This window comes from uncultured Roseobacter sp., assembly GCF_947495275.1.
Classification (GTDB): Bacteria; Pseudomonadota; Alphaproteobacteria; order Rhodobacterales; family Rhodobacteraceae; genus Roseobacter.
The window spans coordinates 476,959-500,849 of the sequence record NZ_CANLYL010000003.1 but is presented as its reverse complement, the minus strand read 5'-3'; the positions used below and the strand labels follow the sequence as shown (position 1 = coordinate 500,849).

Sequence of the window (23,891 nt, the reverse complement as noted above, 5' to 3'; positions counted from 1 at the left end):
TTTCTGCATGGCCGGGAGTCGCGCTTTTCTTCACGTTCGATGAAGGGCAGGCCTCCCCTGGGCCTGCTCTTTTTCTTTGTGCGAACGTGAAAGGAGCACGAAATGTCAGAAGACCAGAATGATAAGCTGATGGAGCAGTTTATCGAACGCGCCACGCCAAAGCTGTTGGACGCGATGCAAGAGTCCCTTACGAAGCAAATCGAGGACTCCATCGGCGGACTGAAAAGTAACGCCGAAAAGCTGCTGGATGAAGTCAAAGATGCAAAACGCGAGCGTGATGCCCGCGAAAAGCAACAGGCGGAAGAATTCACACAGCTTAAAACCCTGTTGGAACGCGGCGGTTCCCCAGCCGACATTCGGGCGAACCTTGCGCCTGAACCAATCCAGCTGACCCGCGCGCAAGCCAGAGATACATCCGTATATCGCCGCGCCAAAACCCAAGCCGAAAAAGCTGGCACGACTTTGGAGATCATTTCGAATGACTGATCTCAACGAAGCTGCTGATTCCACAGCCCGTGATTTTTTGGCGGGCGTCTATCGCACGGTACGCGAGTTCGATGTGACCCTTGCGCGGAATGCCATTCTTGATTGCCTTTTCTCAGCGGAAGAACCCGACTTCATCCGCCGGGTTGGTGACCATCCGATCTATGCAGCGGACGCGCGCCGCGTGATTGGTCGGATGGCACCGCATATGGTTGAACTGGCTGGGCGCACATTGCGGGCAGCGGCATGACGATCAACTATGATCGCATCAAAGAGGCGTTGCCTGTGGAAACGGGCAAGGGCCGACGCTCCACCATCCGCGCCCGTTCGGATGTGGTCGAGGTTGTGCTTGATTGCGTTCTGCGCCGCCGCCAGTTCAAGGAGATCGCGCAACGGTGCTGTGTCGATCTGGAAAGCCTGACCCGGTTCCGCAAGCGGTTCATCACGCCAGAGGTCGAGAAGATCGTTCTGGTGGAGGCGAACAAGCTCGACTCGGATGCGCTCGACCATGAAGTCAACGCAGCCCAAGACAAGATCGAAGGCGGCATTGAAGGCATCCTCAAAGAGCAGCGGCGGCTATATCGCACCCTCAACGACATGGTCGAAGGCGACAACCTGATGGATGTGCTGGCCCCCATGATGCAGTTGCTCCGTGACCAGAACAAAAGCTACGAAAACCTGCTCAAGGTCTATTCCAATCTTCGGGACAAAACGACGATTGTGCTGGGCCTGAACGAACACCCGGACGTTCAAAAACTGATGGATGTGCTGTGGGTGGTGTTCCAAGCGCATCCCGACGCATTCGAGACTTTCCGGCAGGTGGTTCAAGAACGGCGGATTCCGCTCGATGTCGAATGATCTGGGCCTTTTCCTCCGCACTCTGCATGAGCGAGTAAAACCGGAACTTCTGCTTGAGAGGGTTGTCGGTGGCCCGCCTGATGACTGGCAGCGCAGGCTGATGAATTCCGTATCAGACATCATAATGGTGTTGGCGTCGCGGCGTATTGGCAAATCGACGACTGTGGGCGTGATGGCGGGGCAGGAATTGTTCAAGCCCGAGCATCAGGTGATCATCCTGTCGAAGACATTGGCGCAGTCCCAACTTCTGTTTTCCAAGATCGCCTACACTTGGGAACGCATGGCGCTGCCCATTGAAGCTAAGCGGCGCACGATGACTGAATTGCACCTCAAGAACGGATCGTCTGTGGTCTGTGTCCCAGCAGGGCAAGACGGTGAGCAAGCCCGTGGTTATGGCGTCAAGAATGGGCTTCTGATCTACGACGAAGCCGCCTTCATCCCGGATGCTGTCTATGGCTCAACACTCAGCATCGCGGAGGACAACGCCAAGACGATCTTGATCACCACCCCCGGCGGCAAATCGGGCAAGGCCTATGAGATGTGGAGCGACTGGGAGATGTATCCCGAAGTCGAACGCATCCGCGCCTGCTCACTCGATATACCGCGCATGGCGAAGCTGGTCGCGCGTCAGCGAAAGGTGCTGTCCAAGTTCGAATTCGACGTTGAACACGGTTTGAACTGGATGGGCCGGGGCCAGCAGTTTTTCGACTCGGCGGCGATTGCCGCTGCCTTCACAGACACCCCACAACTCAAGCTAGGAGACCTTTATGCAGGCCTTGGTTGAACAGGGCGAGGACTTGATCCTGCCCAACCCTGATCCGGCGGTCGAGATCGTCAAAGGCTATCGCAGGTTCCTCGTGGGCCTCGATATTGCGCAGGCGCAGGACCGCAACGCCTATTCCATCCTGCTCGACGAGCGGGTGCCTTACTACGATGCAAACGGGCGGCAGGAACTGACCAAGCGCCGCCGCGAGATCGTGCGGGCGGACCATCTGCCCGCCATGTCATACGCGGACCTCGCCATCGTCACCCGAAACCTGATGCTTGATCCTTCCATCGCGGGTCGAGCCTATCTCGTCGTGGATTCTTCCGGCGTCGGGCGGGCCTTCTGCGATCTGCTCGACGCGAAGTCGGTTCAGCACACCCGCGTTCAGATGGTGGCCGGTGAGAACGAGACCGAGACCAACGAACGCGGGCGCACCTTCAACAATGTGGGGCGCACCCGGCTTTTGTCGGCGTTGAACTCAGCCATCCACACAGGCGACCTGACCATCGGTAATTTCGAGGCCCGCGACCTCATGAGGCAGGAGCTTGAAAGCTTCGAAGCGGATGTAGGGGCAAGCGGGCGCGTCAAGATCGAAGGTGGCACAAAGTTCGGCCACGCGGACCTTGCCGTTTCTGCCGCGCTCGCGCTCTGGCTGTCAGATCATCGGACGATTGGCGCGTATGTGGGCGAAAGCCCCCTGCGTGGATTTTGGTAATTTTGTCAGCACGGAAAGGGCAACAGCATGGCATCCTATGAGATCGTAACAACCGAAACACCCAAGTATGACCCGTCCCGCACCACTGGCGACCAGTCAGACAAGACATCACTGATCGTCGAATGGACAGACGAACCATCAGACCGGGAGCTACGCCGCTTCGCGGACCAATACCCGCCGCACCTGTATGAAGTGTTCCACTACTGCGAAGGCTTGGGGCAAGTGCCTCGTGAGGACTGTTGGTAATGAGCCAGCACTGCCTGTGTCGCGGGCGCAGGTCGGTTCCGCTCAGGATAAGGGTAGGCAAAAGCTGAGAACCAACGAAGCGATGCAGGATTCGGCTGGACTAACGGATGCGAAAATCAGAAGAATGGGGTCAATTGTGAGGTGTAGAATTTGGAAGATTTTGATCACATTGCGACTGAGGCGGATGCCTTGATCAAGCCGGACATGCTGGCAGTTCTTGAGCGCACCAATTTGTCGGTAAATGTGCAAGGCTTTCTGCTACCAGTATTCGAGGCCCTTTCGAACTCAATGGATGGCATCGAACAGCGTTTTGATGACCAAGCCTCTCGGAAAGGGAAAATTCTCGTTAAATTCGAAAACCTAAACGATCCGGACAAAGTGCTGATCAGTGTCACTGATAATGGCGTAGGTTTGAATGACGAAAACTATAAGTCGTTTCGGACTCCTTTCAGCGGATACAAACTCAGCAAACGCGGACGCGGATTTGGTCGCTTCATAGCGTTCAAGGTGTTTTCGCGTATTCACTACTCCAGCAGGTTTGAAACATCTGCTGCCGAGGCGGCAAAGACCTTCCGCTTTGACATTTCGCAAGACGAGGAAATCATTTTTCACGACGGTGAGCCTGATTTTTCCGGTTGCGGTTTGTGTGTCGAGTTGGATGAGCCACTGGCTGATTGGTTCGAGCTTATCGGCGGACTGTCGAAGCAGGATGTAAAGGATCAAATTGGATCGCACTTTTTACCGTATTTCTTGTATCGTGGATTGCCTGAAATTCATCTGCAATTCGACGATGAAGAACCAGAGAACATCACCAGCTATTTCAAGGCAGTATTCGTTGAACATGCCGCGGGCCAGATCGACACCTCCATCGACGGCGCAACCTGCGCCCTGAATTACACGCTGACCAAGATACCCAAGACGCGACAGTTCAAAAGCCATTGCCTTCTTTTCGCTGCGGCGGACCGGATTGTTGGACACCCCCGCGACCTGTCAAACAAGTTAGGTGCCACGCACTTCGTGGATGAGGACGACAGCAAATTTATCATTGTTGCTGTCGTGCGAGGCGATGCCTTTGAGACCCGCCTGAACGACTCGCGCACCAGCTTGGACCTGCCGCCAAAGGCAGTTGAAGAAATTGTGGGCGCTGTCTGTGAGAAGATTCAAGATCGTGAGCAACAGCAGATCGAGAAGATCAAGACGGGTCAAGCCGCAGAGCTAAACCTGGCGCTCCATGAGAACCCAATACTGCGTCTGGGTTTGGGCGGGCAAACCCTCTCTGAATACGTCCAACGCAAGCCCAATAATTGGGGGGCGGAGGAATTCGTCAAAGACCTTGCCTTGCTCCGATATAGAAACACTGGCGATCTCTTGAAGCAGATTACAGAAGCCGCCAATAACCCAGACTCTTACATAGAAAATATTCAGGAACTGGCCAGTCGGATTGACGCAGGCAAGAAAGAGGCTTTGGCCGAGTATGTTTTGCATCGCAAAAGCATCATTGAATTGATCGACGCTGCTCGGAGGTTCGACGACAGCGACCGCAGAGGCTCCGAAGACGATGTTCACTCCCTGATTTTTCGTCGCTTCAGCGATAGCACCGACGTTGAATACTTCCAGCACAACCTTTGGCTCATTGACGACGCATTGGCTTTCTTGCCCTACGTTTCTAGTGATCGCACGATGCATGGCGGCGGGCGCAAGAAAGGTGACAAGGTAACGGACCTCCTGTTCTATGACGACACAATGGTGCTCGGCGATGAAGACGGTACCAGCCTGACTATCGTAGAGTTTAAGAAACCGAGTCGAAATGATTATCGGTTTGGACCGGCCAAGACCGACCCGGTTACCCAAGTGATCGAGACGCTAGAAAAGGCAATTGCGGCGGGTGGAATAACGCGAACAGACGGGCAGCACATGTCATTTGGTAATGTGGCCCGACGCCAAGCCTATATCATCGCAGATTTGACTTCGAGTTTAGTTGAAGTGCTGCGAAAACACGACTTTTCAAATGACTACAATCCCAAGATTTGGACACGCTATCGCCGGGACGGTTCGATTTTCATTCAGGCCTTCGGATATGACACCCTCGTCGAGATGGCCAAGAAGCGAAATCAGGCTTTCACCGCTGTTCTGTTAGATGAGTGACGCAAAATTAAGGTTATTCAACCCAACTTCTTTGCAGCCTTCTGTCCCTTGCGATACCATTCAATCACGGTGTCAACGCGGGCATTGGGATCGTTCTTCATGTATTTTTCGATATAGCGCACAGCGCCAGCTTTACGCCCGCTGACCAACGGGCCGCCCGGTCGATCCGGGTCGATCCATGCACTGATGATCGAATAGACCGAATCTGGGTGATGCGATGGCCATTGTTCACCGACCATGCCAATTGCTGCATGGGCAGAAGCGGGTGACAAGCTGCCCAGCGGTCCAAGATCTGTGAGTACCCTGCCAGCCACATCGCGTAGGTAAGCCGACACCCAAGTCGGTAATGGCTTTGCCGGATCGTGCCTTTCGAGGTATTCCCATGCCCGAAACGCGACCTCCCGTGAGTATCGCTTGCCGCTCGGCGCGCCTGTGGCATCGTCACTGTCCATGGGCTTTTCTGGCTGGAAGTCTTCGAGTTCCTTTTGGAAAGCTACGCTTTCTTGGGGCGTCAGCTTGTTAGGTTCACGCCCCTGTCCGCCCATATTCAACTCCATTCTGATTTGCGAATTTGTCTGCAAGCTAAAGTTCAACGATGACTTAGCGAAACAAATGGCAAAACGAAAGGAAACGCCATGATCCACAATACCGATAAAAACCTTACCCGCACTCTTGCGATACTCTCAACCCACCCTGATGAAATCGACATAGGTTTCCAAGCAAGGGAAATGCTGGTTGCAGGACACAAGCTGTGCATTCAGAACGAAGATGATCGGGAAGTTCTTTCGATCCTAATGGCAAGCAAAGAGTTTGGCTTTGCCGTCACAGCAATCGAGCAGATGGCAAAGAAGTTGCGCGAAATGCAGGCGCGATATGAAGGCCTTGCTCAAGTTGTTGCGAAGGAGATGGCAGCATGAACTGCGATCAGATACGTGCAACGACGAAGCTACAACAGCACCTGAGAGCAACGCTGAGTGACCGAGATGCCTTCTATGGCAAGCCGACACAACGTCTTGCTGCTCAGATTGCAGCGCAATTGATCGACAAGGAGCGCCAGTCACCGTGGGCGCTCTGCCAAACCATCGACCAGATCGACATTTTACGCAGCCGCCTTGTCGCAGCGAAGGTGTAAACTGCCTATTGTTGTAGAATTGTTGCAGAACCCGGAAAGGCAAGAGGATGGCCGCCCAGTAGGGCGGCCTTCATCGTCTTGATCTCTTTGGAGAAACAGTGGTGAGCCGTACAGGATTCGAACCTGTGACCCACTGATTAAAAGTCAGTTGCTCTACCAACTGAGCTAACGGCCCACTAGGCGGCTTACTTAGAAAGGTGCAGGGGGAGGGTCAAGCCCTTAATTGTTGTTTTTCAACAGACATACTGGATAGTTTTGCCGCGGCAGCTTATATGGCCGAAATGCGTAGTGATCATCAGCTCGGATTACCCTTCATGAAGATGCATGGGTTGGGAAACGACTTCGTCGTGCTGGACGCGCGCGCCCAAAATATTGATGTGACACCTGCGCTTGCACAAGCGCTTGGCGATCGCCACAGAGGCGTTGGATTTGATCAGCTTGCCGTCATTACCAACGGTGCCGAAGACCTGCATTTGACGTTCTATAACGCAGACGGATCGCTTTCTGCGACCTGTGGAAATGCAACGCGATGTATTGCACGTTTTGTCATGCACGAGACGGGACAATCGACACTCAAACTCAGTACAGATCGCGGCCCTTTGTCTGCATGTGATGCGGGCGATGGGATGACCGCCGTGAACATGGGTCAACCTCAGCTTGATTGGTCTGAGATTCCACTTGCCTCTGCAATGGATACGCTGACGCTTCCAATCACGGGATCTCCTGTCGCAACGGGTATGGGCAACCCGCATTGCACGTTTTTTGTGGATGACGTGGCAGCTGTCGATCTGGCCAGTTTTGGCAAAGCGCACGAGCACCACCCGCTTTATCCCCAGCGCACCAATGTTCAGATCGCGCAGATCATAGGCCCCGACCATATTCGAATGCGTGTTTGGGAACGGGGCGTCGGGATCACCCTGGCGTCCGGGTCATCGAGCTGTGCCACGGGCGTTGCGGCAGCGCGCAAAGGGCTTACCGGTCGCAAGGTCAGGATCGACCTGGATGGAGGCACGATCCATATTGACTGGAGAGACGACGGCGTCTGGATGACCGGACCCACGACCCATGTATTCGACGGCACTCTGACCGCCGCCTTTCTGGATGAGATTTCATGAACGCCCCCGTTTTCTCAACGATGGGCTGCCGTCTGAACGCCTATGAGACCGAGGCGATGAAGGAGCTTGCCGAAGCTGCCGGCCTCAGGAACGCGGTGATCGTGAATACCTGTGCCGTGACCGCCGAGGCCGTGCGCAAAGCCCGTCAGGATATTCGCAAACTACGCCGCACGCATCCTGATGCACGCCTGATCGTCACTGGCTGCGCCGCCCAGACAGAGCCTGAAACCTTTGCCCAAATGGAAGAAGTAGACGCGGTGATCGGCAACACCGAGAAGATGCAGAATTCAACCTGGCAAGGGCTGGCAACCGATTTCATAGGTCAAACCGAGGCCGTTCAGGTGGATGACATCATGTCTGTTACCGAGACAGCCGGTCATCTTATCGATGGGTTCGGCACCCGCAGCCGCGCGTATGTACAGGTGCAAAATGGGTGCGATCATAGGTGCACCTTCTGTATCATTCCCTACGGGCGTGGAAATTCGCGATCAGTTCCTGCTGGCGTTGTGGTCGATCAGATCAAGCGGCTGGTCGACAAAGGCTATAACGAGGTTGTCCTGACCGGCGTCGATTTGACAAGCTGGGGAGCGGACCTGCCGGCAGAACCCAAACTCGGTGATCTGGTGATGCGCATTCTGCGATTGGTGCCAGACCTTCAGAGGTTGCGCATCAGTTCCATTGACAGCATCGAAGTTGATGAAAACCTGATGCAGGCCATCGCCACGGAACCCCGGCTAATGCCGCATTTGCATTTATCGCTGCAGCACGGGGATGACTTGATCCTCAAACGCATGAAACGGCGTCACCTTCGCGACGATGCGATCAGATTTTCACAAGAGGCGCGCAAGCTGCGCCCCGATATGACCTTTGGTGCAGATATAATCGCCGGTTTCCCGACCGAGACTGAAGCGATGTTTGAGAACTCGCTGGCCCTGGTGAAAGAATGTGATCTCACATGGCTGCATGTGTTCCCCTATTCGCCTCGTCCCGGCACTCCAGCAGCGCGAATGCCTGCCGTAGAGGGCAAGGCGATCAAGGAGCGTGCTGCCCGGTTGCGAGCGGCAGGTACCACGCAGGTGGAGCAACATGTTACGGCCCAGTTGGGACGCTCTCATAAAATCCTCATGGAAGCGCCCCATATGGGACGTACAGAACAGTTTTGCGAAGTCCGTGTTTCAGAGCCACAGCCGACAGGACAGATCGTTGATCTGACGATCACAGGCGGTCGCGACAACGTTCTTCTGGCATGAACGCACGGTCTTGTGTAGCTGATCCCTAGAAATGACGTGACAATCGAAGGCGTTGATCGTTACTCTGAAAGCACCTTGTGGGAGAGGTGACTTGGAAGATCACATAGAATGGGTTCTGGAAATGAATATCCAGGACGGTAAAGGGGATGCAGTCCAGCCCCTGGTTGAAGAGATGGTTGCGGCCACTCGTGAAACTGAACCGGGCGCTTTGACTTACGAGTACTACGTGAATGCCGACAAAACGCGCTGCACCGTGCTGGAGCGCTATGCTGACAATGCGGCCGTCATGGTTCATCTGGGCAATTTCGGCGAAAAATTCGCAGATCGGTTTTTTGCGACCTTTGAGGCGGTGCGGTTCACTGTCTATGGACCTTCAAATGATGAGGTTCGCGCCGCTCTGGCCGGATTGGGTGCCACATTTGATGCGCGGATCAGCGGGTTTCATCGCTGACCTTTTTTCGATGCCTTCTGGTTTCTCTCCTCCAACAAATGCGCCATCAGAATTAACGGTGATGCCCGTTATGATTGAAACTGGCGCATGCGCAGGCTACGCTTGCCCGTCTTGACAGTCGGGTGACCGGAATTGGGAAAGGTCCGAAATGGATACAGTTACATTGCCGAACACGGGATTTCTTGCCCACGCATCCAAGAATCTGTCCGAACTCCTCGCATCGGTCGCCACAGAGGTCGCGCTGGACGAAGGAGAAGTGCTCTTCGAGCAGGGAGACATTGGAGATACGCTCTACGCAATTGTATCAGGTTCTTTGGAGTTCAGCGTGCTGTCTCGGGAAGGGCGCAAGCTTTCATTGGACGTGATGCGCCCTGGTGCATTGTTCGGGGAAATAGCGCTTTTCGATCCTGGGACGCGCACCGCAACTGTCACGGCAATCGAGAAGTCCCGTCTCAGAGGCGTCAAAAACGCTGATATGCTGCGCGCCATCCGCGAAGCCCCGGACCTGGGCATTGACATGATCCAATTGGCCGGAGAGCGCATGCGCTGGATGAGCAGCCAGTTGAATGAGCAGGTCTTCCTGCCAATGCCTGCGCGATTGGCGCGCAAGATACTCTACCTCACGGTAGATGGCTCGGACCATCTTTCGACGCTGACCCTGTCACAATCCGAGCTTGCGGAATTTGTCGGCGCAACGCGGGAGGCGGTGTCCAAGACCCTGTCACTTTGGAAACGCGCAGGGGTCATTGAATCCACGCGCGGCGGGGTTCAGGTGCTCGACCGCGACGCCCTGCAGGTCATGGCAGATTTACACCAGATTTAATTGCGGCATGTGACCCGTTTCACAGACGTTGATTCGTTTTTGCGCCATGTTGGGAGCATCAGAGGTATAGGGCTCTGATCCAACACCCCCGGCGATTTCCGGGAAAGGCACAAAAGGGATATTAAAATGGAACGGCCTAACAAGACACCAATCGACGCAACCCGCAAACCGCCAAAACCGTCTCCGGTCAAGGCGATGATTGCGTGGCTGGTAGAGACTGACCGCGAATTTCGCGTGGCTCAGTCAATGGTCGACAAAACCCACAAACGTTTCTGAAAGAAGGATTTGGCAGGTGGCTGTTCAACTCACAATCCGTATTGGAACTGTTGTGTCTCAGTTCAATTTGGGCACGATTTGCACCGCTTCACGTCATGAAAAAATCGCACGAAATTCCCACAATGTGATCCAGTTCACATACAGGGATCGCCCGTCAAGGTATTGTTAATTTATTAGCGGTGACCGGTAACGAGTATTCGCCTTGAATATCAAGGCCAGCAAGTTGGTAACGAAAAACGAATTTAACGGTATGGGACAGGGATGAGATCACGGCGAAAGAGCTTTTAGCTGCCAACTAACCGTGAAGCCTCCAACCACCCGATTCTGACTCTCCCCAGGGTCTGTCATTAGCCTTCCTTGAGAAGGTGCAGACGGAAAACCCCCCGCGCAGCAAATGCACGGGGGGTTTTTTTAATTCAGAATTTCCGAGGCGTTCAGGACGTTTCTTTGCCCTTCACAGGCGCCCAGATGCGCTTGTTGGTCAGGTAAAGCAGAACGGAGAGCAGCGTCAGGAACAAAACACCTACAAAACCGGCCTGCTTGCGCGCCATCATTTTCGGCTCTGCTGTCCACATCAGGAAGGCCGAGACATCTTCGGCGATGTGATGAAGGTCGTTCTCATGGCCATCGGCAAACTCGACGTCCTCGCCATAAAGCGGGGGCGCCATGGAAATCCAGCCTCCGGGGAAAGCCTTGTTCTCATAGAGCGTCACACCCGCTTCTTCTTTTTCCTCACCAGTATATTCGGTCAGCAGCGAGGCAATGTACTCCGCGCCACCAATGCCCTTGAAGAACTGATTGATGCCGAGACCGTAGGGGCCATGAAAACCCGCCCGCGCCTTGGCCATCAGGCTCAGATCGGGAGCGTTCTCAAGACCTGATTCCGGAAAGTGATCAGCTGGCAGCGCCGGACGGAAATCGTCAAGTTCGGCATCGAAAACCTCGAAATTCGCGGCATAGGCCCGCACCTGATCTTCAGGCAGATGGGGTCCACCTTCTTCAGCCAACGAGCGGATGGGTACGAACTTGAGGCCGTGGCAGGCGGAGCAGATTTCGGTGTAGACCTGAAGCCCGCGTTGCAACTGGTTCTGATCGTAGGTGCCAAAGGGCCCCTCAAAGGAAAAATCGAAGTCCTCGACGTGACCTTCACCACCCGCTGCCAGACCGGACGTGGCCAGCCCGAAAGCCGCCACGACACTAAGCGTAAATGTTCTGAACATGATCTTGTGTTCCTTTATTCTGCAGGCGTGGCGTCAGAGGACTTGGGATAGTGTGCCGCAAAGTCTTCTTCGATGGTTTCCGGACGGGCGAGCGGTTTTTCCATCACACCCAGCAACGGCAGGATCACGAGGAAGTAGGCGAACCAATAGGCCGATGCGATCAGAGAGAAGGTCGCATAGGGTTCTTCTGCCGGCATCGCACCCAGCCACATCAGGGCGAAGAAGTCGATAACCAGCAGCGCAAACCACCATTTGAACATCGGGCGATAACGACCCGAGCGGACGGAAGAGGTGTCAAGCCAGGGTGCCAGCGCCATAACGGCAATCGCACCAAACATCGCCAGAACACCAAAGAACTTCGCGTCGATGATACCACCGGTGAAGAAGGAGGCGATCTGCACCACCCAGACCTCGCCGGTGAAGGCACGCAGGATCGCGTAAAATGGCAGGAAGTACCATTCAGGCACAATGTGTGCAGGTGTCGCCAGCGCATTGGCCTCAATGTAGTTATCGGGGTGTCCCAGGTAGTTCGGCATGAAGCCGACAACGGCGAAGAACACGGCCAGAATAACCGCCAGGGCAAAGAGATCCTTGATCACGAAGTAAGGCCAGAAGGGCAGCGTGTCTTTTTCCGCTTCTTCCTTCGATGTGCGGCGCACTTCGACGCCGGTCGGGTTGTTGTTGCCCGTAGTGTGGAAGGCCCAGATGTGCACGATCACGAGACCTGCAATCACGAAGGGCAGAAGATAGTGCAGCGAGAAGAAGCGGTTCAGCGTAGCGTTATCCACCGCTGGTCCACCCAGAAGCCAAGTCTGCAATGCTTCACCAATGAAGGGGATTGCGCCAAAGAGGCCGGTGATAACTGTCGCGCCCCAGAAAGACATCTGACCCCATGGCAGCACGTAGCCCATGAAGGCAGTGCCCATCATCATCAGGTAAATCAGCATGCCGATGATCCATGTGATCTCGCGCGGGGCCTTGTAGGACCCGTAGTAGAGACCACGGAAAATATGGGCATAAACCGCGATAAAGAACAGCGAAGCGCCGTTTGCGTGCATATACCGCAGCATGTAGCCGCCATTCACGTTGCGCATGATGTGCTCGACCGACGAAAACGCATGATCGACGTGCGGCGTGTAGTGCATCACCAGCACGATGCCGGTGACGATCTGCAGCGCAAGACAGAAGGTTAGCACAATGCCCCAAATCCACATCCAGTTGAGGTTCTTGGGGGTTGGGATCATCAACGTATCGTAGAGAAGACCAACTACGGGCAGGCGCGAGGCCAGCCACTTTTCACCGTTTGACTTCGGCTCATAATGGTCGTGAGGAATTCCAGCCATCTGATGTCTCCCTTAACCGAGTTTGATCGTGGTTTCGTCCACGAATTCTGCGACAGGCACCGGCAGGTTCGTCGGTGCAGGCCCTTTGCGAATACGACCGGATGTGTCGTAATGCGATCCGTGGCACGGGCAGAACCAGCCGCCAAAATCGCCTGCATCTCCCAAAGGTACGCAGCCCAGATGCGTGCAAACACCCATCATCACCAGCCATTCGCCGGTCTCGTCGAGAGCGCGGTTTTCGTCAGACGCATCAGCGTCACCGCTCAGGTTCGCGTTTTCCGCTTTCTGGTCGGGAAGATCACTCAATTCGACATCGCGCGCGGCAGAGATTTCTTCCTCGGTGCGGCGGCGAATGAACACCGGCTTGCCCAGCCATTTCACGGTCAACTGCGTGCCGGGCTCGACATCGCCAACGTCCACACGGATCGAGGCAAGGGCGCGCACGTCCGCGGAAGGGTTCATTTGGTGGACCAAGGGCCAAACGGCCGCTCCGGCGGTGACGGCACCGGCTCCGGCGGTCGCATAATAAAGGAAATCCCTCCGGGTGCCTTCGTGATCTTCTGCGTGGGACACGGGTTTACTCCATTTCCAGGGCCAATGATCGGCCAAAAGTCAAACTGGCCGCGAAAAACGCAGCCTTACTCATGCGGGTATGTAGCGTTGTGCTGACGCGCCGTCCAGTGACCAAACACGCGCAAACCGTCGCAGGCATGCCCAGAATTCGCGAATTCCATGCGTATGTTGCGTTGAAATCATCATTCGCCGCGCGAGTCTATCCCACAGGGGGCAATGTCGCCTGCATCGACGCCCGCGAATCGAAGTTTTCGTGCCATTTGGCCAGAGCGTCGTTGCCCGCCCGCCAGTTCCGCGCGCCATGCCGAAAATCGACGTACGAAAGCGCGCAGGCTACCGAGATGTGACCCATGTCTATAGGACCCGACAGGTGGCTCATCCAGCGTGCGTTCAAAACGGAGATCGCACGCGACACCTTGGTCCACTGCGCCTCGATCCAGTCGCCATATTGCATTTCTTCAGGACGCAATCGCGCCTCATAGGCCATTGAAACCGCGGAATCCATGATACCGTCTCCCGTTGCCTCCAACGTGAGGGTCTCCCACCGCGATGTGCCGGTCGGATACATCCTGCCGCCGTAAAGATCGTTGAGAAAAGCGGTGATCACCCGGCTGTCATAAAGTGTCGTGCCGTTGTCGCGCACCAGCGCCGGGATACGGGCCAGCGGATTGCTCGCCGCCAGCCCTTCATCCGTTGCGAAAGCGGTCGAAGTCACATCCGAGATTTCAACCTCATCTGCCCTGTCCAACTCATGGAGCAAAACGACAACTTTTCGCACGAATGGCGACGCAGGGGAGTGGAAGAGTTTCATCGGCATTTCCTTTCGCGGGTTTCAGGCGACCCTAGCAGAGCTATTGGCCCTGTCCATTGGCGGCCCGCATCAGGGCTGCCAGAACGGCAATGTCGGTACCTTGACCATAGGCTTCCACATGATCGGCAGCACGTTCGCGGACGTCATCGGGCTTGTTCTGGTTGAGTTTCCAGGTGCCATCAACACCCGTGACCTTCATACGGCAGGGCACAATCGCCCGCATCATCCGGTCCATGACGCCGTCTGACATCTTCGATGTGGTCCATGGCGCTTTAGGCAAAAGACGTTCTTCGAAAAAAGCCGTCTGGCGATCGAGCAGATTATGCAGTTCGTCCTGCGGGCGCAACGCCAGCATTCCAGTCAGATGCACGGCCACATAATTCCACGTCGGCACCTGATCAATCACGCCGTACCAATCGGGTGACACGTAGCTGTCAGGCCCGGATACCGCGATGCGCGCGGGCAAATCGGCCTCTTTCAAGGCCCGCGCAATCGGATTCGAGCGCAGCAAATGCAACCAAACCGTCTCCCCATCCTCGTCCAGCAGAAACGGAATATGCGACAGCCATGGCCCCTCTGCCCCGCTGACCGCCAGCACACCAAAGGCGCGTTCGCGCGCGTATTCAAGGTTGGCGGCATCGTCATGAGTGTGGAAAACGGAGTTCGGGTGCATCGACCTGCCTTTGATTTGTGTTGCATTTTCTCTTGCAGGCTTTGGCGCGGCTTGGCAAGTTACGGTCATTCTCAGGGCGGGGCGAAATTCCCCACCGGCGGTATGCAGCAACAGGCTGCGAGCCCGCGAGCGGCCTCTTGCGAGGTGACAAGCAGATCTGGTGAGATGCCAGAGCCGACGGTCATAGTCCGGATGAAAGAGAATGCGAAAACGCCGGGCCAGTGTGCCTTGTGTGATCGTGATCGCCTTGGGTGGACGTGTCTGGACCAAAAAGGAGATCATGATCATGACACACACCCGTTTCGCCTTCGTCAAAGCGCAGTGGCACGCGGATATCGTGGACCGCGCCTATGATGGATTTACCCAGGAAATACCTGCCTCACAGGTCGAGGTTTTTGACGTACCGGGGGCGTTCGAGATGCCCTTGATGGCCCGCGATCTGGCCGCCACCGGTCACTATGACGCCGTGATCTGTGCCGCGTTTGTGGTTGATGGCGGCATCTACCGGCATGATTTTGTGGCACAGTCCGTCGTGGACGGGTTGATGAGGGTCGGTCTGGATACAGGCATGCCGGTTTTATCCGTTTCACTGACACCGCATCATTATCAGGAAACTAATCACCACAACGCGATCTATCGCGCCCATTTTGTGACCAAGGGCAAAGAGGCCGCATCAGCGGTACTCGGGATTTTGAAAGCACGCGCGTCATTGCGCGCCAAGGCGGCCTAGCCGAGGTAGGCGCGCAGGGCTGGCGGCGGGTTCTCAAGCAGCGCCGCCGCCGGTTGCGGCGCTTCAGCCCGCCCGCCTTCGACAAAAATCACGTCATCGGCAATGCGCCGCACATCCTGCGGGTCATGGGTTACCATCAACAGGGTGGCACCTGTCTCATTGCTCAGATCATGCACAAGATCGAGCATTTCATGCCGCAGGGCGGGCCCCAAGGCCGCAAAGGGCTCATCCAGCAGGATCACTGGCCGATTTTGAACCAGCACGCGGGCCAAAGCGGCACGGCTTTGCTGGCCGCCCGAAAGTTCCCCCGGTTTTCGGTCTACCATCTCGCGCAGGCCCACTCTCTCCAGCGCCTTACCGATGCGGTCCTGATCGCTTGCCGACAATTTCAGGTCCGGCCGAATGCCAAGCCCGATGTTTCTGGCGATGCTGAGATGCGGGAACAGGTTGTTATCCTGAAACAGCATCGCAATCGGACGTTCGCCCGGCGCAGCATGGGTGATGTTTCGCTTCTGCCACCATAGTTTGCCACCGCGTAGCGGCAAAAACCCTCCAATCGCACCAAGCAGGGTGGACTTTCCGGCACCCGAAGGTCCGATCACGGCGGTTTTACGTCCCGGCTCGACGCTGAAATCGGCCTTCAGGGCAAAATTCCCCTGAGACATCACGACATCTTCAAGCTTCAGCACGCCAGCGGCCTCCCTTGTCGCAGAGCCAGAAAAGCCCCAATGCCATCGCGAGCAGCAGCAACGCCGCGCCGGCGGCGGCCTCGGTACGATACGCGCCCATCAAGCGGTACATCTGCAACGGCAGTGTTGCCCGGTCCGGGTCTGCGAAAAGGGCGATGACGCCAAGATCCCCGACCGATAACGCGCCGGTCAGACCCGCAGCAAAACCGATTTGGGCGCGCAACCGCGGCAGCACCAACCACCGCCAGGCGGACCAACCGCGCAGGCCCAAAGAGCGCGACAGACGGTCGAAGGTAACCAGCGTGTCCCGCATCGGCGGCACAAGTATCCGCAGGGCAAAAGGCAGCGCCATCATCGCATTGATCAGCGCCGTCACCGGCAGGGCCAGAGGTACCGGATCGGCAATCGGATTGATCAGAATGAACCAGCCGGTACCGATCATCAGGGGCGAGGCGGAAAGACCGATCAGCCCGATGGCTTCGGCGCCACCTGCCCTGCGCGTACTGATCCATCCGGCCATCGGCAGTGCAATGATCAGCAGGGTAAGGATACTGAGCACCGCAACACCAAGCGAATTCCCCGCCGTTTTCCACACAACCGCAGGCATTTCCGGCAGACCTTGCAATCCGGCCAGAACAATCGCCAGAAGCGGCAGCAGCAGGAACGCGCTGCCCAATGCGATGACAATTGCGTCCAGAACCTGTTGCAGGCCCGACCGCGCATCCCAGCGTTGCAGGGTGCGATCCAGACCGGCGCCAAGCGGGAAATTCGGGATAATCCACAGCGCGATCAACGCAGCCCCCCCGGCAAGAAAAAGTTGAATAAGCGACAGCAATGCCGCGCGGGCGAGGTCAAAATCAAACCGGAACGCCTGATAGATGGCCAGTTCGATGGTTGTCGCACGCGGCCCGCCGCCCAGCGTGAGGGCCACGGCAAAACTGGTCAAACAGATGACGAACACCAGCGCTGCCGCACCGGGCACGATTTGCACGAGCAACGGGTATTCTAGGGTGCGCCGGATCATCCGCGGCGGTAAGTTGAGCTGGGCGGCCAACCGAAACCGCTCGGCTGGGATGCTCTGCCAGCCTTGCAGCAGGAGCCGCGTTGCCAGTGGCAGATTGAAAAAAACATGGGCCAGAACCACGCCGTGCAGCCCGTAAATTGAAAGCGGGGGTACCCCAAAATAGCCCAAAGCGGCATTTGCCCAGCCTGATCGGCCAAAGACAGTCAGGAGCCCCAGCACCGCGACAATCACAGGCAGGATGAACGGGGCTCCCAACAGGGTGATCAGAAAACCGCGCCCGATGAACCGTCGCCGGGCCAGCGCCCGGGCCAAGGGAATGGCGCAGAGCACCGAAATCAGCGCCGACAGGAGTGCCTGCACCACCGTAAAGCGGATCGCGGCCCATTCGGCAGGTCCGATGCCGCGACCAACCTCGGCACGTAAGCCAATGCCCAGAAAGGACAACAGGACCGCCACGACGACAAAGCCGCCCGCGACGATCCCGGTAGTGCCGATTACTGGCTGAGCGCGCTGCGCCATGTCTCAATCGCTTCAGCCTGCAGGCTGGCTGCTTCTTCTTCCGAATAGAAGAGGACCTTTTCCGGCAGGGCCAGTTGCGCCCAGCCTTCGGGCCACTGGTCCTTGGGCAGCGCTGACGGCAGGGACCAATTGGCTGTTGGGATCATCTGCTGGAAATCCTGCGACAACACATAGGCCATGAAGGCGTCGGCCAGTTCCGGCTGGTCGGTCTGGGCGATCTTGCCCACGGTCTCAACCATAAAATAGTGACCTTCGGGGAAGATCGCGGCCTTCTTGGTGAAATCCTCTTCGGCGAACATGTGGTAGGCGGGCGAAGTCGTGTAGCTCAACACCATGTCAACCTCACCATCGGTGAACATGCCGTAGCTGGCGGACCAGTCTTTCGTCACTGTGAGGATTTTAGGGGCAAGTTTTGTCCAGACATCCGCGGCTTTTTCGCCGTAAACGGCCTGAACCCAGAGCACCAGCGCCAGACCGGAGATGGACGTGCGCGGGTCCTGGATGACCAGTTTCACGTCATCAGACATCTCCAGAAGCGCGTCGAAACTCGCGGGCGGCGCATCCATCGTTGTCTCATTGTAGATGAACGCCGTGTGGCCGTAGTTGAAGGGCAGGAATGTGTTATCCGTCCATTCGATCGGCAATGTCAGAGCGCCGTTGTCCTGACCGTGTGGCGCAAACAACCCCGTCGCGCGGGCCTTTGCGGTCACGTCGGAGGTCAGGCCAATGACGACATCCGCCTTGGTGCGCTCTCCTTCGAGTAGCAGGCGCGGCAGCAGATCGCCGGTGGCAAATTGCAGTTCGCAGTTGCAGGTTTGCTCGAACCCGGCTTCGATCTTGGGGCCGGGACCCCATTCGGAGGTGAAATAATCACCCGCATAAACGGTCAGCACCGGGGTGTCGGCCCCGGCTTGAGTGGCCAGCAACAGGCTGGTGACAAGAAGAGTTCTTCGCATGATCAGTCCTTTCAAATGCGTCGAACGGCGAAAGAGGATGATCAGCTCACCTTCCCTCCGCCGGTCTTAACCGGTTCAGGTTCTACGGGTCCGCGCATATGCACATCTCAGCCGGAAAGGCCCCCCGAGGTAGGGCGACAGGTAGTGCGGTTGCGCGGGATTGGCAAGCGATAAGCTCTTGAGGCGACCCGCCTGCCCCGCTAAGCACCGGGATCAAAGGAGCGTTTCATGTCGATCAACAGCTTTGGCCACCTATTCCGCGTCACCACATGGGGTGAAAGTCACGGACCTGCGCTGGGGGCGACCGTGGATGGATGCCCGCCGGGTATCGCCATTGATGAGGCAATGATCCAGCAGTGGATGGACAAACGCAAACCCGGCCAGAACAAATACACCACGCAGCGGCGTGAAGCGGATGAGGTCAAAATCCTGTCCGGCGTTTTTGAGGGTCAGACCACAGGCACGCCGGTGCAACTGTTGATCGAGAACACCGATCAGCGATCCAAAGATTACGGCGACATCAAGGAGAAGTTCCGCCCGGGTCATGCAGACATCACGTATTTTCAGAAATACGGGCTGCGCGACTATCGCGGCGGTGGGCGCTCCAGCGCGCGCGAAACGGCAGCGCGGGTTGCGGCCGGGGGGCTTGCGCGCGCAGCGATGGCAGCGATGGCACCAAACGTTGAAATCAAGGGGTACATGACCCAGATGGGTCCGCATCAGATCGACCGGGCGCGATTTGACTGGAACCAGATCGACCAGAACCCCTTTTGGGTCCCGGATGCGCAGGCCGCCGCGGATTGGGCCGACTATCTGGACAAGCTGCGCAAGTCAGGAAGTTCCGTCGGCGCGATCATAGAGGTTGTGGCACGCGGTGTGCCCGCCGGGCTGGGCGCGCCGGTCTATGGTAAGCTAGACACGGATCTGGCAGCGGCAATGATGAGCATCAATGCGGTCAAGGGCGTCGAGATTGGTGAAGGCATGTCCGCCGCGATGCTCACCGGTGAGCTGAACGCCGATGAGATCACAATGGGTCCGGATGGGCCTGAATATAGCTCCAACCACGCGGGCGGTATTCTGGGTGGTATCAGCACAGGTCAGGACATTGTCGTGCGCTTTGCGGTCAAACCAACATCCAGCATTCTGACCACGCGCCGCACGATCACCAAGTTGGGCGAAGAGACCGAGATCATCACCAAGGGTCGGCATGATCCATGCGTGGGTATCCGCGCTGTTCCGGTTGGCGAAGCGATGATGGCCTGTGTTCTGCTCGACCATATGCTGCTGCATCGCGGTCAGATCGGCGAGAACCGCGGACACATTGGTTAGGCGCCATCCATTTCCAACAGGCGTCTGATGCTGTCAACGCTTTGCTCGACGATGCCCAGCGGCATGCGGGAACGAGCCAGCACGCGCAGCCCGATGTATTGGGTCAACAGGACATTGGCGATGGCGCGACGCTCGACGTCCGGTATTCCTGCGTGCAGGGGAGAATCGTTCATAGCCGCTTCCAAACCTTCGCGAATGCCACTCATGCCCTTTTCGACCGCTGCCGCGATATCCGGATCAGACATTTCATAGCCCGCGGCCGCAGAGCACAACAAACACCCGCGCGTATCGCCTGCTGCCACTGCCGCGCAAAGAGCGGCGAAAAGGCTGAGAATTCTATCACGACCATCCGGCACGGAGCTATCCGTGAGACAGGCTTTGGCCGCACCGACAGCTTCGTCCTCGTAATGGGCAAGCACCAGAAGAAAAAGCGTTTTCTTATCCTTGAAGGCTTTGTAGAGGCTGCCGCGCGTCAACCCCATGCCATCGAGCAAGTCAGGCAGTGACGCTTCCAGATAGCCTTTTTCCCAAAAGACATTGGCGGCCTTTTTGATCGCGTCATCTGTCTTGAACTCTCGAGGCCGTGCCATTTTTTACTCCTGTGCGCCAGCATCAATATAGTTCGGAACCAATCGTTACACAATTCACGCAAACGTGTATTGTACTAAATGGTTCCAAATCCTAACTTGCCGCTATCACAAACCGCAACAGCCTGAAAATAGAAAGACTGGTTCCATGAAAATCATCCTCAACGCGTTCCTTGCTCTCGGCCTTACTGTCCTTGCAGCCTTTGGTGCCGCTGCTGAAACTTCCGGCAGTTTCATCGGTAAAAGCGACCACATTACAACCGGCGGTGTAACGGTCGTGAAAAACGCCGATGGTACCGCAACGGTGACTCTGGACGAAAAATTCTCGCTGGATGGCGCGCCTGACCCACGCGTGGCCTTCGGTAAGGATGGCAGCTATGCACCAGAAGCAGATCTGGGCGTGCTGCAAAATCTGAACGGCAAACAGGTCTACACCGTGCCTGCTTCCGTAAATGTAGATGACTACAATGAAATCTACATCTGGTGCCTGAAATTCTCGGTTCCGCTTGGCGTCGCAGCCCTGAACTGAGAATAAAGGAGGATCAAGCGTGGCATCCCTTGCGCGCTTGATCTTTCACCACCACGGGCGCAAGAGAGGCCCATGGCCCAAGACCTCACTCAAAATCGCCCCGGCCGCGCTATTGCTTTAAAGCTCTGCGCGGTTTTTCTGTTCATGGTGATGGCGGCCATCATCAAAGGTGTTTCAGGCGAAGTGCCGCCCGGTGAGGCGGTGTTTTTCCGGTCCTTGTGCGCCATGCCCATCATTGCGATATGGCTCTGGCAGCGCGGTCAGCTCCGTGAAGGATTGATCCCTTCCAACCTCATGGGCCACGTCTGGCGCGGGGTTTTCGGGACCACCGCCATGGGCCTGACCTTTGCCGGGCTTGGTCTTCTGCCGTTACCTGAAGTCACGGCAATCGGATATGCGTCGCCCATGTTCACAGTGCTTTTCGCGGCTGTATTGCTGGGCGAGAAGGTCCGGATATTTCGCCTGTCTGCGGTCGGCCTCGGGCTTGTCGGCGTCATGATCGTCATGGCACCACGCCTGAGTGTCGGATCTGATGATCTGTCACAAGCCGCGACACTGGGGGCCATCATGGTTCTGGTGGCCTCGATCTTGCGGGCCCTCGTGCAAATCCACGTCAGACGGCTGGTCAAGACCGACCACACGGCGGCGATTGTCTTTTACTTCTCCGCCACGGCAACTTGCCTTGCCCTGTTCTCCGCGCCCATCGGGTGGGTTGTCGATCACCCATCTTTTGTCTGGGTCTGGCCGGACAGATCGGTATTTATTTGGCTGGTAACTGCAGGGCTCGTGGGCGGGGTTGCGCAAATCATGGTCACCTCGTCCTATCGTTTTGGCGGCGCTTCCATGCTGGCACCTTTTGATTATGCCTCGATGATCTTTGCCAGCATCATCGGTTATGTGGCGTTTAGCGAAGTCCCCACCGGTCCGATCATCCTCGGTGCCACCCTTGTCATCGCGGGCGGCGTGCTGATCATTTGGCGAGAACGTCAATTGGGGCTGGACCGCAGCAAATCCAAGCCCAATATGCCACCTTCAGGTGCCCCCTAACCAGAGGATCAGGAAATGAGCGACCCAGAGACCCACAAGGAAAAGATGAAAGAAGTGCAGGCCAAGCACCGCGCAAAGGTTGCCGAGTTACAGGACCCGGAAAAGGGGCTGGTGCTGGTACATACGGGCAACGGCAAGGGAAAGTCTTCCAGCGCTTTTGGTGTGGTCATCCGCGCGCTTGGATGGAAGCAGAAAGTGGGCGTTGTCCAGTTTATCAAAGGCAAGTGGATAACCGGAGAACGGCGGTTTTTCGACCAGTTGGGCGATGTGACCTGGCATACGATGGGCGAAGGGTTCACCTGGGATACGCAAGACCGGGAGCGCGATATTGCGGCGGCCCAGGCCGCATTTGGCAAGGCTGTCCAGATGATGGAGAGCGGGGATTATGACCTGATCGTGCTGGACGAGATCAACATCGCCCTGCGTTACGACTATCTCGACGTGGCACAGGTCATCGAAAGCCTGAAAGGCCGTGACAAGCGCACCGGCGTCATCCTGACTGGTCGCAATGCGAAGCCTGAGCTGATGGAATTTGCCGATCTGGTCACCGAAATGACCGAGGTCAAACACCCTTACAAGGCCGGGATCAAAGCGCAGCGCGGCGTCGATTTCTGACCCCGGTCAAGGACTTCGGCAGGCGGCATTGCCACCCGCCAATGAACTTTCAGGCACGTACCAGTTTTTCGTAGCTTTGGGCGATTTCGCGGGTGATGCTGCCGACCTCGAAGTTATAGTCGCCAATCTGACCCACGGGAGTGACTTCTGCCGCCGTACCCGTCAGCCAGCATTGCTCGAACCCTTCCAGTTCTTCGGGCATGATGTGCCGCTCATGCACCTTGATCTGACGATCCTTTAGCATGCCCACAACGGTCTGGCGGGTGATCCCATTGAGGAAACAGTCGGGGTCCGGCGTGTGAACTTCACCGTCCTTGACGAAGAAAATATTCGCCCCCGTGGCTTCGGCAACATAACCGCGATAGTCGAACATCATCGCATCAGAGCACCCTTTCGCCTCCGCCGCGTGTTTTGACATGGTGCAGATCATGTAAAGACCGGCGGCCTTGGCATGGCTGGGGATCGTCTCGGGGCTGGGGCGCTTCCATTTGGAGATGTCGAGCTTGGCGCCCTTCATCTTGGCATCCCCGTAATACGCACCCCATTCCCAGGCAGCGATCGCCAGTTGCACCGGATTGCGCGCGGAGGCTACCCCCATGTCTTCACCAGCCCCGCGCCACGCGATGGCGCGCACATAGGCGTCCTGCAGCCCACTTGCGGCCAGAACTTCGACCTTTGCGGCTTCGATTTCGTCCACCGTGTAGGGGATTTCGAAATCTATCATCTGTGCTGATCGGATCAGGCGTTCGGAATGTTCACGGCTTTTAAAAATCTTGCCGTTGTAGGCGCGCTCACCCTCAAAGACGGACGAAGCATAGTGCATTGCGTGCGTCAGAATATGGACATTGGCCTCGCGCCATTCGATCATTTGGCCATTCATCCAGATCTTGCCGTCGCGGTCATTGTAAGCGCCTGCCATCGTCTTTCCTTCCCTAGGTTTGCCGCCAGATTTGCATTTATTGCGCCAGATACGTCCGATACGGACA

General features: G+C 56.6%; 29 protein-coding genes, 1 tRNA gene and 2 riboswitches. Of the genes, 18 read left to right on the top strand and 12 right to left on the bottom strand.

The genetic code is table 11. The features are described from left to right. Window positions 1-102 precede the first annotated feature (102 nt). The 6 genes from Q0802_RS09020 to Q0802_RS08995 all read left to right on the top strand — a co-directional run bounded on the left by Q0802_RS09020 (window position 103) and on the right by Q0802_RS08995 (window position 5,213). Entirely contained in the window at window positions 103-486 is a 384-nt protein-coding gene (locus tag Q0802_RS09020; protein WP_298916717.1) for a hypothetical protein, read from the top strand. Further along, window positions 479-733, top strand: a complete 255-nt coding sequence (locus tag Q0802_RS09015) for a hypothetical protein (RefSeq protein WP_298916714.1) — start codon at window positions 479-481, stop codon at window positions 731-733. The genes Q0802_RS09020 and Q0802_RS09015 overlap by 8 nt, the downstream gene beginning before the upstream one ends. Beyond that, on the top strand, window positions 730-1,341 hold the full coding sequence (locus tag Q0802_RS09010) for a hypothetical protein (RefSeq protein WP_298916711.1): 612 nt from the start codon (window positions 730-732) through the stop codon (window positions 1,339-1,341). The genes Q0802_RS09015 and Q0802_RS09010 overlap by 4 nt, the downstream gene beginning before the upstream one ends. Continuing rightward, window positions 1,331-2,125 carry a terminase large subunit gene (locus tag Q0802_RS09005; RefSeq protein ID WP_298916708.1) on the top strand — a complete coding sequence of 265 codons (795 nt, stop codon included), beginning with the start codon at window positions 1,331-1,333 and terminating at the stop codon, window positions 2,123-2,125. The genes Q0802_RS09010 and Q0802_RS09005 overlap by 11 nt, the downstream gene beginning before the upstream one ends. Then, window positions 2,109-2,822 (top strand): hypothetical protein, encoded by a 714-nt coding sequence (locus tag Q0802_RS09000; RefSeq protein WP_298916705.1) that lies wholly within the window; start codon window positions 2,109-2,111, stop codon window positions 2,820-2,822. Before Q0802_RS09005 ends, Q0802_RS09000 begins: the two co-directional genes overlap by 17 nt. 396 nt (window positions 2,823-3,218) lie before the next feature. Then, window positions 3,219-5,213 carry an ATP-binding protein gene (locus Q0802_RS08995; protein WP_298916701.1) on the top strand — a complete coding sequence of 665 codons (1,995 nt, stop codon included), beginning with the start codon at window positions 3,219-3,221 and terminating at the stop codon, window positions 5,211-5,213. Between the two features lie 17 nt (window positions 5,214-5,230). Here Q0802_RS08995 and Q0802_RS08990 read toward each other — a convergent pair whose 3' ends face one another. Continuing rightward, window positions 5,231-5,770, bottom strand: a complete 540-nt coding sequence (locus tag Q0802_RS08990; RefSeq protein ID WP_298916698.1) for a hypothetical protein — start codon at window positions 5,768-5,770, stop codon at window positions 5,231-5,233. A 78-nt stretch (window positions 5,771-5,848) separates the two neighbouring features. Between Q0802_RS08990 and Q0802_RS08985 the strand changes: the two genes are divergently transcribed. Together Q0802_RS08985 and Q0802_RS08980 are read left to right on the top strand one after the other, a co-directional pair. Then, window positions 5,849-6,130, top strand: coding sequence for a hypothetical protein (locus Q0802_RS08985; RefSeq protein ID WP_298916695.1), 282 nt, complete (start codon window positions 5,849-5,851; stop codon window positions 6,128-6,130). After that, window positions 6,127-6,345: a hypothetical protein gene (locus tag Q0802_RS08980; RefSeq protein ID WP_298916692.1), complete on the top strand. Its 219-nt coding sequence runs from the start codon at window positions 6,127-6,129 to the stop codon at window positions 6,343-6,345. The genes Q0802_RS08985 and Q0802_RS08980 overlap by 4 nt, the downstream gene beginning before the upstream one ends. 99 nt (window positions 6,346-6,444) lie before the next feature. On the opposite strand, the gene Q0802_RS08975 is transcribed toward Q0802_RS08980, so the two are convergent. Next, window positions 6,445-6,520, bottom strand: a tRNA-Lys gene (locus Q0802_RS08975). 106 nt (window positions 6,521-6,626) lie between these two features. On the opposite strand from Q0802_RS08975, the gene dapF reads away from it, so the two are divergent. The 5 genes from dapF (at window position 6,627) to Q0802_RS08950 (ending at window position 10,260) form a co-directional block, all read left to right on the top strand. After that, window positions 6,627-7,460 carry a diaminopimelate epimerase gene (gene dapF, locus Q0802_RS08970; RefSeq protein ID WP_298916835.1) on the top strand — a complete coding sequence of 278 codons (834 nt, stop codon included), beginning with the start codon at window positions 6,627-6,629 and terminating at the stop codon, window positions 7,458-7,460. Beyond that, window positions 7,457-8,710 carry a tRNA (N(6)-L-threonylcarbamoyladenosine(37)-C(2))-methylthiotransferase MtaB gene (gene mtaB, locus Q0802_RS08965; protein WP_298916689.1) on the top strand — a complete coding sequence of 418 codons (1,254 nt, stop codon included), beginning with the start codon at window positions 7,457-7,459 and terminating at the stop codon, window positions 8,708-8,710. Before dapF ends, mtaB begins: the two co-directional genes overlap by 4 nt. A gap of 91 nt (window positions 8,711-8,801) precedes the next feature. After that, on the top strand, window positions 8,802-9,161 hold the full coding sequence (locus Q0802_RS08960) for an antibiotic biosynthesis monooxygenase (RefSeq protein WP_298916686.1): 360 nt from the start codon (window positions 8,802-8,804) through the stop codon (window positions 9,159-9,161). A 148-nt stretch (window positions 9,162-9,309) separates the two neighbouring features. Continuing rightward, window positions 9,310-9,984 (top strand): Crp/Fnr family transcriptional regulator, encoded by a 675-nt coding sequence (locus Q0802_RS08955; RefSeq protein ID WP_298916683.1) that lies wholly within the window; start codon window positions 9,310-9,312, stop codon window positions 9,982-9,984. A gap of 126 nt (window positions 9,985-10,110) precedes the next feature. Further along, window positions 10,111-10,260: a hypothetical protein gene (locus Q0802_RS08950; protein ID WP_298916681.1), complete on the top strand. Its 150-nt coding sequence runs from the start codon at window positions 10,111-10,113 to the stop codon at window positions 10,258-10,260. Between the two features lie 434 nt (window positions 10,261-10,694). On the opposite strand, the gene Q0802_RS08945 is transcribed toward Q0802_RS08950, so the two are convergent. From Q0802_RS08945 to Q0802_RS08925, 5 genes are all read right to left on the bottom strand, one after another. Further along, entirely contained in the window at window positions 10,695-11,480 is a 786-nt protein-coding gene (locus Q0802_RS08945; RefSeq protein WP_298916678.1) for a cytochrome c1, read from the bottom strand. A gap of 14 nt (window positions 11,481-11,494) precedes the next feature. Further along, window positions 11,495-12,823 (bottom strand): cytochrome b, encoded by a 1,329-nt coding sequence (gene petB / locus Q0802_RS08940; protein ID WP_298916673.1) that lies wholly within the window; start codon window positions 12,821-12,823, stop codon window positions 11,495-11,497. Between the two features lie 12 nt (window positions 12,824-12,835). Then, window positions 12,836-13,396: a ubiquinol-cytochrome c reductase iron-sulfur subunit gene (gene petA, locus Q0802_RS08935; RefSeq protein ID WP_298916670.1), complete on the bottom strand. Its 561-nt coding sequence runs from the start codon at window positions 13,394-13,396 to the stop codon at window positions 12,836-12,838. A gap of 199 nt (window positions 13,397-13,595) precedes the next feature. Further along, on the bottom strand, window positions 13,596-14,207 hold the full coding sequence (locus Q0802_RS08930; RefSeq protein WP_298916667.1) for a glutathione S-transferase: 612 nt from the start codon (window positions 14,205-14,207) through the stop codon (window positions 13,596-13,598). 40 nt (window positions 14,208-14,247) lie between these two features. Next, the gene (locus tag Q0802_RS08925; RefSeq protein WP_298916665.1) at window positions 14,248-14,880 is read right to left on the bottom strand and encodes an FMN-binding negative transcriptional regulator; all 633 of its coding nucleotides are present in this window, start codon (window positions 14,878-14,880) and stop codon (window positions 14,248-14,250) included. A gap of 63 nt (window positions 14,881-14,943) precedes the next feature. After that, window positions 14,944-15,088, top strand: a riboswitch (FMN riboswitch). Here Q0802_RS08925 and Q0802_RS08920 point away from each other — a divergent pair. Continuing rightward, entirely contained in the window at window positions 15,083-15,610 is a 528-nt protein-coding gene (locus Q0802_RS08920) for a 6,7-dimethyl-8-ribityllumazine synthase (protein ID WP_298916662.1), read from the top strand. Its footprint overlaps the riboswitch before it by 6 nt. Here Q0802_RS08920 and thiQ read toward each other — a convergent pair. From thiQ to Q0802_RS08905, 3 genes are read right to left on the bottom strand one after another with little or no spacing between them, the layout of a single operon-like run. Further along, window positions 15,607-16,299 (bottom strand): thiamine ABC transporter ATP-binding protein, encoded by a 693-nt coding sequence (gene thiQ, locus Q0802_RS08915; protein ID WP_298916659.1) that lies wholly within the window; start codon window positions 16,297-16,299, stop codon window positions 15,607-15,609. The two genes, Q0802_RS08920 and thiQ, sit on opposite strands and share 4 nt — an antisense overlap. Further along, on the bottom strand, window positions 16,286-17,842 hold the full coding sequence (locus tag Q0802_RS08910) for a thiamine/thiamine pyrophosphate ABC transporter permease ThiP (protein WP_298916656.1): 1,557 nt from the start codon (window positions 17,840-17,842) through the stop codon (window positions 16,286-16,288). Before Q0802_RS08910 ends, thiQ begins: the two co-directional genes overlap by 14 nt. After that, window positions 17,818-18,798, bottom strand: coding sequence for a thiamine ABC transporter substrate binding subunit (locus Q0802_RS08905; RefSeq protein WP_298916653.1), 981 nt, complete (start codon window positions 18,796-18,798; stop codon window positions 17,818-17,820). Before Q0802_RS08905 ends, Q0802_RS08910 begins: the two co-directional genes overlap by 25 nt. 35 nt (window positions 18,799-18,833) lie before the next feature. Continuing rightward, window positions 18,834-18,935, bottom strand: a riboswitch (TPP riboswitch). A gap of 91 nt (window positions 18,936-19,026) precedes the next feature. Between Q0802_RS08905 and aroC the strand changes: the two genes are divergently transcribed. Further along, a complete protein-coding gene (gene aroC, locus Q0802_RS08900) occupies window positions 19,027-20,127 on the top strand; it encodes a chorismate synthase (protein ID WP_298916650.1) in 1,101 nt (366 codons plus the stop codon). Here the strand turns inward: aroC and Q0802_RS08895 are convergent. Next, on the bottom strand, window positions 20,124-20,717 hold the full coding sequence (locus tag Q0802_RS08895) for a TetR/AcrR family transcriptional regulator (RefSeq protein WP_298916647.1): 594 nt from the start codon (window positions 20,715-20,717) through the stop codon (window positions 20,124-20,126). The genes aroC and Q0802_RS08895 overlap by 4 nt on opposite strands. Before the next feature lie 145 nt (window positions 20,718-20,862). Between Q0802_RS08895 and Q0802_RS08890 the strand changes: the two genes are divergently transcribed. From Q0802_RS08890 to cobO, 3 genes are all read left to right on the top strand, one after another. Further along, window positions 20,863-21,243: a DM13 domain-containing protein gene (locus Q0802_RS08890; RefSeq protein ID WP_298916645.1), complete on the top strand. Its 381-nt coding sequence runs from the start codon at window positions 20,863-20,865 to the stop codon at window positions 21,241-21,243. Between the two features lie 72 nt (window positions 21,244-21,315). After that, window positions 21,316-22,290: a DMT family transporter gene (locus Q0802_RS08885; protein ID WP_298916642.1), complete on the top strand. Its 975-nt coding sequence runs from the start codon at window positions 21,316-21,318 to the stop codon at window positions 22,288-22,290. Between the two features lie 15 nt (window positions 22,291-22,305). Beyond that, entirely contained in the window at window positions 22,306-22,905 is a 600-nt protein-coding gene (gene cobO, locus Q0802_RS08880; RefSeq protein WP_298916639.1) for a cob(I)yrinic acid a,c-diamide adenosyltransferase, read from the top strand. A 49-nt stretch (window positions 22,906-22,954) separates the two neighbouring features. Here the strand turns inward: cobO and Q0802_RS08875 are convergent, their stop codons facing one another. Beyond that, the gene (locus Q0802_RS08875; RefSeq protein WP_298916636.1) at window positions 22,955-23,824 is read right to left on the bottom strand and encodes a branched-chain amino acid aminotransferase; all 870 of its coding nucleotides are present in this window, start codon (window positions 23,822-23,824) and stop codon (window positions 22,955-22,957) included. Window positions 23,825-23,891 lie beyond the last annotated feature (67 nt).